The organism is Neochlamydia sp. AcF65 (genome assembly GCF_018342435.1).
Lineage (GTDB): Bacteria > Chlamydiota > Chlamydiia > Chlamydiales > Parachlamydiaceae > Neochlamydia.
Genome location: NZ_JAEMUE010000031.1, coordinates 93,929 through 105,808, shown reverse-complemented (window position 1 = coordinate 105,808; position 11,880 = coordinate 93,929). Strand labels below are relative to the sequence as shown.

The window sequence follows — 11,880 nt, the reverse complement described above, 5'->3', positions numbered from 1 at the left end:
ACACGAAGGAGGAGTTCATGGCTTCTAAATTACAATCTTTTTCTGAATCCGCTGCCTTGCCAGGAGATTATGAAGGGGCGCTTACCTCGAGTTTAAATATACCGTTAGATGAAGTGGTCTTAAGAAATTTTAGCTCTGACTCTATCATTTGTATAACCCTATTAAGTGGTAAAACGATTGAACTGCCTTTGCATTTAAATCTTAAAGAGAGCGGTAAAGCCACGCTTGCTATCCCTGAAAAATACTATAAGCAGTCAGAACTGTGTAAAGAACTTGAGCATTTGCTATCTCATTTATTTAGCAATCAGCGTAGCCTCTTGATGGAAATAGATGTTCAAGCCCATCAAATAATTATTGCCCCTTATCAATCTAAAAAAAACAAATTTAAATTCACCTTTTTTTGCTAGAAAATTAGAGAAATCGTTAGGGTTGCAAAGCTCTTTTTTAGCTTAAGTTAAATGGAAAAAGTGAACGCTTAAAACTTTAATTTTTTATTTAGCGATAATAAGTGCTTTAACTTTTTAAGTTGCTTTATAGGTCGAATAGGAAGCTTACTCATTGCATCGAATGCCTTTTCCTTTTATTAAAAGAGGCATTGGATGCAATAGCAAAAGGTGGGAAAGATGACTCTTTTAGCAATTGCTTATTAAAGGTTAGACAGCTTTAGCTGCAAATAAAAGTGTAGAGGGGCTAACTTAAAATAAAGCTTGGTCTATTGACCAAAATAATTTTATTTCTGAGGAAAGCTTGGCTGGCCTTTCAGTGCCGCCAAAACTATAGAAGAAAAAAATATACCTGCTATTTTAATTAAATTTTAAGTTTTTGAAATATTTAAGTTTTTAACAAATTTTCCTTATTTTTTAGAGCATCTTGAAAGTCTAGAGGTGGATTTATTTAAGGCTTTTTCAAAAGAGTCTGTCTGGCTCCAGATTTCAATTTGCTGGCGTGCGCGGGTAATGGCTGTATAGATGAGCTCCCGACCGAAATGCTCACTACCTTCCGGCAGCAATAGAATCAAATGATTGAATTCACTACCCTGGCTTTTATGTACCGATAAGCAGTAAGCATATTCATAATTAGGTAGCAAAAGAGCAGGTATTTTTTTATCTGCAAAGAGAGCATAGTCCCCTGCTTGCACATGACCTTCTAGTTGGTGAGGCTTTTGTCTGACAAGAAAGCCTACATCCCCATTATATAGATCTCTTGTAGAATCGTTAGTAGTAATGATAATAGGAATAATCATGCGTTGATGAGCTTTAGTCTTCTTTAAAATTTCTTTGTAGAAAAAAGCATTCAATTGATCTACTCCTAAAGGCCCTTTTCGAAGAGGGGAAAGAATGCGGAAATGGTTCATGGAGAGTTCGGAAATATTTGATTCCTCCCATGATAGGTAAGGCTCTACCTTTAACCATAGCTGCTGCTGAATAGAAAAAGCTGGCAGATCTTTGCCCAATCTCGTAAAGTGCAGAGCTTTTCTTGAAGATTGTAAGCGGTGTAAGGCTGCCTGGCTTTCTCCTTTTTTGATCTCCTCGGCTAAGTCAATGATTTCTTTTAACTCTGAGCGTAGACATTTTTTTAGTTCAATGAATTGATGGGGTTTACAAAGGCAGGTCATGTCTGCAAAAAAAGAGCCTGCTTCAATAGGTGGCAATTGATAAGGGTCTCCAAGCATGATAAGGCGAGCACCAGGCTTAAGTGCTTGAAAAAGTAAAGACATCAAACGAATATCAATCATTGAAGATTCATCAATCACTAATAAATCAGCATTAATGAGAGGGGGGGAAGAAGATAGGCTTTTTGATTTAAGGCCGAGTAAAGAGTGAATAGTGGTAGCATTGATGGGTGAGAAACCGACCAGATCACTAACTGCTTTATTTAAGCTTTTCTGTAGCTGCGCGGCAGCTTTTCCAGTAGGGGCAGCTAAAGCAATACGGCAATTATCTTTTTGAGTATTATTCAGGCTATTCCAAAATACCTTAATAAGTAAACCTGCCGTATAAGTTTTACCGGTTCCAGGTCCGCCGCATATAATAGTTAATGATTGGTTTTCTAGTTGAGCAATAGCTTGGGCTTGCTCTGGAAGTAAGCTGTTAGTAGATAAAAGGTGGGTAAGGCTAGCTTGGAGAAGTGCTTTATCAAGCTCAAGCGAAGCTTTTTGGTCTAAAAGGTGATGAAATTCTCGTAAGCAACGATGTTCGTATAGCCAATACTTTTGAAAATAAAAAAGATCATTTAAGCGACATAAAGGAGTTGGAGGAACTGTGTCTTCTGTTTCTGTAATCAGGTGAAGTAAAGAAGGAGGAAGATGGTAGGTACTGCGGCTAATTAATCGTTCTAATTCTTGCCATTCCTCTGCGGAGAAATTATTCTGCTCCTGCACTTCCCATACATCTTGGGGTTTAGGTAAAACTTCGGCATCAGAAACTTTTATACATAAATGACCTGCCCGAGCGGATTGAGAGAGATGAAGAAGGAGCGGCAGGGCATCTACGGAGGCATTATAGCTTTTAATTAAATAATCTGCTAAAGCCCAATCTACCAAGGTGAGTGCTTGATTATTCTTAAGCTTATCTATTAAATGGATGTTTTGTAAAGATGGCATGATTTTTTATTTAAATAAGGGGAAAAGTTTTTATTTCTTATCTAGCTGCTCTTAAGATCAGATTTTTAAGACGCCTGTAGGTTTTCCTGTACCGGCATTAAGCCCGCGTAAAAAGATGTAAAAGCATCCTCCAAAAATTTCTTCAAAAGGTCGTTTGTCTACTAGTTTTAGGTAACGCTTTACAGCTTCGCAATAAATATGGGCTTGAAAATAGTAATCATGCTGTTCCATAGCGGCTTTCATCTTTTCAAGGTCATAGGATTCAATGTTAGGACCTAGCCAGTTACTTTTCCAATCAAGAATGTAGTAATGATGATTATGAAAAAATATTAGGTCAATGACTCCTTTAAAAAAACCTGTATGCCATTGAAGCTCTTCCACCAACATTTCTTTTTCACTAGGATAAAGAAATTCTGTCTCACGATAAAGTAAGGAAGGATGTATATCTTTAAGACAAAAATCTTCGTTAATTTTTATGTGTAGGGCTTCATAGGTAATCTCGCAAAGTACTTTTTCCCACGGATGATAATCAGTCTCTTGAATTAATGGATGAATCCAGCTTCTTAAATCGTTAGCAGAAGAAATTTCATTTACAACCGAAAAAGGAATAATTTCTAAAATCTTATGTAGTAGCTTTCCGGTGACATTTCCAGAGGGAAGAGTGTGTGCATTTTTGCAAGGAGCTTGAAAATTATGAGGCACTGCATTAGCGAGGTCTAAAGAGTAAGGATCTCTGCTTGCTAAAGCCTTCTTGTAACGCGTAAGAGATGTAAAAGATTGAATAAAGTTTTTTTCGCCTGGAATCTCCACAAGAGGAGGGGGCACAAGAGGGGGAATGTTTTGACTTTTTAGAGGGGTTACTTCATCAAATGCTTCCTCTAATAGTGAATAGGTAATGGAGGCCTCTGGATAAGCCTTGATAAAATTTTGTAGCTGATAGCCATCACCCTCTTTGATCCGTCTGTAAAGCTCTTGATAACTGCAATTCTTTTGTCCTAAGCGTGCTAAGAAGATATCCATAGGAGAGGCTCCTCCACATTCTATTTCTAAGGGCTTATCACCTACAGCTACAGGTACATACAAGCGGTACTTGGCACGCGTCATAGCTACATAAAGCTGACGCATCTTCTCTGCATCCATCTCTTCGCAATATTTAGTATAGGAGGCAGACTGCTTGTCTAAGCAGGGGACTAGATAATGATAGGTTCCCTCCTTTTGAGGAATCAGGCGATCTCTTGATTGAGTGCGACCTACCAGTCCATAAGCGAAGACGATATCATATTCTAGACCTTTGCTGCTATGTGTGGTTAAAATAGAAATAGCTTCGCGGCTAGGATCAGTAACTTTTTTAAGGCGTTCTTCATCCTCTACCCCCATGTTTTTATATTCATCCAAGAAAGCAATCAGCCGCTCAGGGCTTGCGGGGTGCTCATTTTGATACTCCATCAGTAAGCAGGCAATTTGAGTAAGCTCATCATAAAATATATCTCCGCCTTCTCTTTTCATAAGCCTTTCAGCTACACTTAAGCTATCCATAGTTCCTGTAGATTGCATAAAACACTGAAAAAAAGTAGAAAAACCTTCTTGAGATAAATGGCGTTTAAACGCATAAAATTCAGCTAAGATACGCTCTAAAAAATTTGGATTTTCTAATTTTTTAATTTCAGTGTAATTCCATCCTAATATAGGGCCTCCTAAGGCAATTTTAACATAGTTTTCATTTCTTGGATTTAATATACTTACTAATAATTCTCTAAGACTCTCCCAAGCAATGGATTCTGTCAACGAGGTTTGCTTTTGTAAATGATAGGGAATATGATGGCGATCAAAATAATAGGCTAAGCGCTGACCTTGAAATCTATCTTTAATTAAAATAGCAAATTGATTGAATTTGAAGCCGTCTAAGTTGTGCAGACGTGTGATTTCTTGCGTCATAAAAGGAAAGAAAAACTTTTCCTCGCATTCTTCTGAAGGGAATCTTTGAGTTGACTTGGAAACGCTAGAGGCTTGAAAGAAATGAATGCTACCCTGCTCGTCTGAAAATCTTCTTTCTTTGATATGAGGAGAAGATTTGACTTCAGAATAATCCAAGTAGGCTTCTTCAGCTAGGGAAGGTAAAGAAAATAATCCAGGGCATGCTTTAAATAAAGTATTCAAAGCTTGTACTAACGAGGGTTGAGAACGATAGTTAGTATCTAAAGAAGCTCGATTTGCAAGGCCTAAAGATTTTCCAGCAGAAAGGTAGGTATAGATATCTGCTTGCCTAAAAGCATAAATAGATTGCTTAGGATCACCGACTAAATAAATTTTGCAGGTAGAATTCTCTAAAAATAATCTATTAAAAATTTTCCATTGCACCGGATCGGTATCTTGAAACTCATCGATAATGGCAGCTTGATAAAGAGAGCGTACTTTACCTGCAAAGGAAGGGGAATTGATGGCTTTAAGCATATGCTTAAGTAAATCATTTTCCTGATGTTTTTCTTCTTCGGAAAGATATTTGTGCATTAGCAGGCGGCAGTAGAAAACTAGGCGGGCAAATATAAATTCATAGCTTTTTGCTTGCTGTACAAGAGGATAGAGCGATTGAGTAAGAATTGGAACTAGCTCAGGGTAATGTAGCGAAGAATTTTTAGGAAGACTAGGGGATTTCTTTTTATTAAGATTATTGGGGGCAAAAAATTCACAAATAAATAATCCTTCTTTAAGTAGGAGATCAAAATCATCAGCATTCCAACTATCTTTCCTAAATAACTCAATAAAAGTATAGATAGAGCTTGTGCTTTTGTTTCTAATGCTTTTATAAAAGCTTATTTGGCGTTCAACATCTTCTTGCATCTTCTCGGGTAGCCATCCTCTTTCTTTTTTTAAAGTTCGCAGGATGTTGCAAAACTTTTCTACGTCTGAGGAAAAATCAGAAGTAGCTGCTATCTCACAATCCTTTGTTAAATATTTTAATAAGGCTTCCTGGACTTTTTCTAGACGATTACCATGGGCTTGTAGCACGATCTGCAATTGCACAGGGCTAAAAATGTGGGGCCGTATCTCTGTACGGAAGAAGTCGCGAATCAATTGAAAAACTTCTTGTTTTGTTAAAGATTTTTGTTTAAAGGATCCTTTATGCATGCTAAAATCACTTTCAAATAAAAAGTTGGTCAACATGCGCAGGCAAAAACCGTGGATCGTATAAATTTGAGCTTGATCGAAAGTGGCTAGTGCATGCTCTAAGCGCCTTTTGGCTTTCTCAACTTGGGCATCTCCTTGTTCCATGACAGCCTGTAAATAATCACAGGCTTCCTCCTTAGAGAATTTCTGAAGAAGGGATAAGGAATCTTCTATCTTATTTCTAATTCTAGTCTTTAGCTCGCGAGTAGCTGCTCGTGTAAATGTAACCACTAAAATTTGTTCAAGAAGAGAAGGCTCTTGTACTTCAGGATCTTCTTCAATTAACAAGCGTATTACAATATTTTCGATGGAAAAGGTTTTACCAGTACCTGCTGAGGCTTCAAGTAAATAATGCTGGCGTAAATTTAAACTTCTATGCAGGACATCAAAACTCTTCATACTCTTAAATGCAAAGATCCTTTTTAAGATAGAGGCGAAAACTAATAAAGTAGAGAAATGAAGCATAGCAAAATAGGAGGTTTAATTGGATCTAAAAGATTTGCTTTAGAGGAGTTAAGTGAAAGATTTTTCGTTTTTTCTTTAGTTTTTGCTAAAATGCTAAAGCTGTGTAATCTGAATAATGCCTATCCTTTTTAACTATCTTTTAATCTTCTCCTCTCCTATCACCTTATCCTCTTTTTTCATATTCTTCATGGGCGTTAGGTACATCAATACAAAGGAGAGATAAAAAGCACTAATTAGCATCAATAAAAGGCAAAAAAATAGATGAGTCTTTTTACTTCTTCTTAAAGAAAAATTATTGGAAAATTACCAGAGCTCTTTTAGAAGATACCTTAAAATCCCTCTCTTCCCTTTATCTTTTTGCACCTTATTAAAGCAATCTTAAAGCGGGTAGCTTAAACCACTCTAAAGGGAGAATTAAATCTATTTATCGAGATTAAGTAGATGTTAAGCTAAATTAATAAGACAAAAGAAAATTTTTAAGATAACCTCTAATAGGCTTTGAAATTTGCATGCTCCTCCCTTTGAAAGCTGTTACTTTACTACTAAGTCTCTTTTTATAAAGCAAGCGATTGCATCAGGAGCAAATCCACAAACTATCAATAATGCTAAAGACTAGCCTTAGGTTTTTTATCTCTTTTAGGCAAAAAAAAGAGCATAAAAATAGTTTTTAAAGTTTAGGGCTAGGAATTTAAAAATTAAAAAAAAACAAATAATTGTAAATTATATTTTTCTAATTAACATTTTAGCCATTTTATTTTAGTAATGCGTTTAATTTTTCATTAATTAAAATCATATTTTCTTCACTTAACTTTAAACAACAATGCCCGCCTTCTTCTACCATTATCTTTTCACTTTGCTTTTCTAAAGATAAGCTCTTCCATTCTTCTTTCTCCTCACTTTCACAATCATCGGGAAGAAATCCATAAGGGATGTATACATGTGCCTCCTCTTCCTCTTCAAAACATATAAAAACTTCCTGACATCTATGCTCTTTAGCAGCAAAAATGATGTATAGAAAAAGCAGCTCTTCTACTAGAGAGTTTTCCTTTTTAAGTTTATGAATTTGTAAAGTATTGATTCCGCACCTGTGAGTTTCGGGATTATACCAATATTCGATGGCACCCAATAATGCTGTGGTATCTAATCCTGAAGTTATTACAATCATTGGATAGGTACAGATGATAGGTGCATTGGAATAATAATCTTTTGCCTCGGAAGGGGTTGCAGGACGGATTAAAAGATTTTTAGCATTTAAAAGAGGCATAATAAAGCTAGAAAAGCAGGGAATATTGTTCCACGTGTTTTTGGAGGATAGGTAATAGTGTTGTTGCAAAAGATTAATTTCCTGGAGCTTAGATAATAAGGTAATTGCTAAAGGGCTGTCGGAAATTTTTATCGATAAAGAAGAGAGGAAAGGCCTTGTAAGCTTTAAAGGCTCTAGGCTCTGTTGAACGGTAGCGTTAATTTTTGAATGATCGGTTGTAGTCTCCTTTAACTGGCTCTTTTTTGAAAGCTCTATATTCGGTAAATTAGGCGGGTGAGAGAATGTAGGAGTTAAAGAATGCGTATTCATATAAAGGTCTATTTTTATTAAATTAATAACGCCCTAATTAGATCGTAGTGTTTTCTATGAGATATTTTTAAGTATCTATAGGTATCTAGAGAATACTTAAAGCAACAAACTAACAAAAAATTGTAGCTGGCTTAATAATTTTAAATAAGTATTTTTTTTATTCTTCTGGAGAAATCCATTCCTGATAGGGTCTAGAGAATAGAGAATGGGCTTTTGGTTGCCAATTTTCAATCATATTAGCTGCATTTAAGGGGTATGGGCGGCAAACCCATTGAAGATATTTATTATAGATAGGGTTAAAGCTATCATTCAAAGATTGATGCATAGAGGCTTGGACTCTCTGATGATCGTGAAATACTAAATCGTATAGCCATTCTTGTGTCAGAGGAGATACATTATGTAGACTTTCAAAGTAATATTCTAAAATATGTTCTAGCTCTGAAAAAGCATGGGGAGAATAAGCTTTTTTAATTTTGCCGCTTTTTGAGCATAATAGCTGTTTTTCCAAAGGAAGGGAATAATGATCGATAAGGCAGCTAAGAATAACAAATTCTCCCCAGGGCTTAAGGATATCATTTTTGTTGCCGCTAATGTTGGCAATTAACCCCTGCTCAGAAACTTCACTTAAACTCCCCACAATTTTTATACGTACTCGATCTTTATAATAAATTTCTAGAGGAGGAAGCTTCCACCCTTTCTCGTCCTGGACAGGAAAATGATAGCGTTCATGCAAGGTTATCTCAAAAATTTTGCTCACATCAACGTTAAGCTTGGAAAGAGTTTCGTGGTATTTAGCGATTGTGCTATGGATATAAGAAAGGGCTACTTGCTTGAAAAGGCCTAAAGGAAATTTTCCTTGTCTTTCCGCCTGGATGATCGCCTCATTAACACTGTTTTTTAAAGAAGCTTTTTTAAAATCTAACATTTGCAAATGATTGACCACAAAAGACTCTTCTGTTTGCAAACAATGATCTTCTTCTCTTAAAAACATTCCCAAGTTTTTGTTAAAAAAGCTTTTAATAGGATTTTGGAGAGCAGTTTTGAGATGATGTATTTCTAGGACAATTTCAGGAAAATTAAACTCTACTTTCATTTGCGGAGTAAAATCGTGAAGAAACTGATGACGACCCTTTTTGTCAGCAAGATAATAACTTGAGGCTAATTGATAATCATAATAAGAGTAGTTGGGAAGGTGCGTTTCTGGAGAGAAGTATTGGTAATCAAAGGAGCGGTAAGGATGGGTGTAAGTAAGGGTAGGCGAGACTTTACCTTTTGCATGCACAAAAGCTTGATCTATATAATGGAGAAGTTCGATCACTACAAGAGAAGGAGCCTGATCTTTTCCTTCGTCTCCTGTGTAATGCGTATAACTTAAAATAAAATAATTTCTGGCAGATAACAGCGCTTCTAAAAATAGATAACGGTCATAATCATTGCGGGTAGGGCAGTAGTCGCAGGTCTTGCTTTCTTTCATTAAATTTAAAGAGGAGCTATTTTCATTACGTGGAAACACGCTTTCATTCATACCTATTAAAGCAATAACCTTAGCAGGTAAAGAACGCATAGGTAACATTGAACAAAATTTAACAGTTTGCAGATGATTTTCTTGAAAAGTAAAATGCCGGTGATTTAGGTAAGTCTCTAAATGCTTTTTTAAAGCATCAAAGCAGACTTTATGATCAGGAAGCCAACAGGCTGCTTGGGTAAAGGCTTCTAATTGATTAAATAAATCCTCGTTTTCTTCCTCTTCTGTGTCGTTGTCCACAAGATAAGTATAGATAAGGCGTTGTAACTCTAAAATCCATTCCTGATAACTTTTTTTTGTACCATCGACCAAGCTTTTTAAGTCTTTTTTTAAAGCTCGCATGAGAGCGATCCATTTTCCTAACAAGATTGCTTGGCTAGTTTCCACATGATTAGGGCGAATCAAAGCTGTAGAATCTTTAGGCAGCTGATCCATAGCTAAACCTAAGAGTAAGCAAGCAAACCCCCCTTCCCAAGTCCCTTTGAGGGTATCTTCAACCATGTTTTGGCAATGCCTTTGCTGGAGAAGCTCATTACGATGAAGTGCATCTCCCCCCCAGTGGATCCCTACATCTTCCAACCAGGTGCGTATTTGCAAAACTTCCTCAGCAGAGATTTGGTGCTTTTTTTGAAAGGTCGAGAAATTGAATAAATATAAAATGTCTTCGGCATCCCAGCGGCCCGAAGGAAGACTAAGCAGATGCCAAAACTGTTTAGTAAGCGAATCTTCAGCAAGTGCATGCATGTCGAGTAGTTGGTAATCTAATCGAGGATTTTGGGCGCCGAAAACTTGTCGAATATAAGGAGCATAGACAGTGATATCAGGGGCCATCACGATAATATCAGAGGCCTCTATATCCCCTTCTTTTTTAATAAGTTCTAAAAGGTTGTTATAAAGAATTTGAATTTCTCGTTGTCTTGTGGGAGCGCAATGAAGTTGAATAGAAGTATCGTTAGAAATAAGGATTTTTTTGGCATTTTCTGGATTACGCATGAACAGTAAATCAGCTTGAATATAATCTAAAAGATGGGGGGCATGCTTATTTGCTTCCCAGATTAAATTATCATCGAGGTAATCAGAATAAATCTCTTCCATCTGCAGACACTGAGGCAGAGCATACTGAGCATAAGTTTCCTGCTCCTTTTGTTCTAGTAACTCAGACATTTTACGTCCTAGCTTGCCCCAATTGGCTAACAAAAAGTTTTTATCGCGTAAGTAGTTTTCTAGCTCTTGCTGCTCAGAGGAAAGAACCTTTTGCTTTTTCCAAAATTGCTGTATTTTTTTTGCTTCTTTTTCAGATAAAATATCGCTCCAAAATATAGAGCAGGGAGATAGTAAATAGTAATTAACAGAATATTGCTCGGCTATTTTTTCAAAGAGTAAATAATCACTATTAGCCATAAAGCTAATTGAAAAAAGATGAACTTGGAATTCGATGAAGGAATCGTTAGCCAGAATAGGCTCGTGATAAGAACAACTCCAGTTGTTATCCTGGGAGGAAAAGAGTGACTGCCAGAGATCTTGCTGCCATCCTTGCTCATCAGAGTTCCATTTGTTGACCATTGCTTTCCCATATTTTCCATAGTCCATGAAAAGCTGAGCTACAGTTTCTGCTAATAGGGCTAAACGTTTTGCACTGCGTTTAGAGAATAGAAGAGAGGGGCCGGAGCTAACATTAACTTTCAAGTAATCGAATAAAGGATACCAATTCCTTCGTTGAGCTGGAGAAAGAGTATTCCAAGCAAAAGCCATTTTATGAATGTGAGCTTCAATGGCTAAAGTTAATTCCAATTCATTAGGATAATAGAAAGAATTTTTTTGTGAAGAAAAATAATTAGAAAGCTTTTTTAGAGCCTCCTCCAAATAGATTATTTCTAGACCAGCGGCAATTTCTAACTCCGGATCTTTAGCCAATTGCAAAATCAGCCAAGATTTAATGGCCAGTGTAGGAACGATGATAACGCGTCGTGCAAAGGGAGAGGATCTGCCAAAAAGGCCTTGTTTAAGATGATCATAAAGAATTTCAATACGATTGCTATAAAAAGTTTTAATCATAAGTGCTTACTCTACCAACAGCTTAAACTATCTAGTCGTTAAGTAACCACTGTAATAGCAAGCAACAAAATTGTGAAGAAAATATATTGCTTAAGCCCTAGTTCTAGGGAAAAAAAGAAGGAAGCTAGGCTTTAAAAGATAGCTAGAGATTGAGTGTAGAAGCTAGAAAATGTCTATTTAGACATTAAGTTAAAAGTTATACGCTTTTGAGCAGCAGCTTAGGTAATTGCAATCTTGGATCTTCTTAAGGTAAAGCGGTAGCGAGTGGAAAGCCAATCGTCTCTTAAAAAACTTTAGGCGTATTTTTTTTAAATCGTATAAGTGAGCTTAAATTAATATCATTTATAAGAAAAGCTACTTTATCTTCAAGCTTTATGGCTGCAAATCTATTGTGTTTTTTCTCTTGAGCTTTGAGCCTTAAGGGAGCCTAAGATCAAAAGGAATCTTTTCGCACCGCGTACCCTATAAGGTTGGTAGCTCGCCTAAAGGATTTTC

Annotated in this window: 5 protein-coding genes; 1 reads left to right on the top strand and 4 read right to left on the bottom strand. The window is 36.5% G+C overall.

From position 1 onward, the window contains the following. Window positions 1–17 precede the first annotated feature (17 nt). Window positions 18–407: a hypothetical protein gene (locus tag NEOC65_RS03155; protein ID WP_166156174.1), complete on the top strand. Its 390-nt coding sequence runs from the start codon at window positions 18–20 to the stop codon at window positions 405–407. Window positions 408–853: 446 nt separating this feature from the next. On the opposite strand, the gene recD is transcribed toward NEOC65_RS03155, so the two are convergent. From recD to NEOC65_RS03135, 4 genes are all read right to left on the bottom strand, one after another. Next, the gene (recD, locus tag NEOC65_RS03150) at window positions 854–2,602 is read right to left on the bottom strand and encodes an exodeoxyribonuclease V subunit alpha (protein WP_213152334.1); all 1,749 of its coding nucleotides are present in this window, start codon (window positions 2,600–2,602) and stop codon (window positions 854–856) included. A 57-nt stretch (window positions 2,603–2,659) separates the two neighbouring features. Beyond that, window positions 2,660–6,166 (bottom strand): UvrD-helicase domain-containing protein, encoded by a 3,507-nt coding sequence (locus tag NEOC65_RS03145; RefSeq protein ID WP_213155692.1) that lies wholly within the window; start codon window positions 6,164–6,166, stop codon window positions 2,660–2,662. An 817-nt stretch (window positions 6,167–6,983) separates the two neighbouring features. After that, complete coding sequence (locus NEOC65_RS03140) at window positions 6,984–7,805, bottom strand: hypothetical protein (RefSeq protein WP_213152332.1); 822 nt, start codon at window positions 7,803–7,805, stop codon at window positions 6,984–6,986. A gap of 157 nt (window positions 7,806–7,962) precedes the next feature. Then, the gene (locus NEOC65_RS03135; RefSeq protein WP_213152331.1) at window positions 7,963–11,385 is read right to left on the bottom strand and encodes an exodeoxyribonuclease V subunit gamma; all 3,423 of its coding nucleotides are present in this window, start codon (window positions 11,383–11,385) and stop codon (window positions 7,963–7,965) included. Window positions 11,386–11,880: the final 495 nt, after the last annotated feature.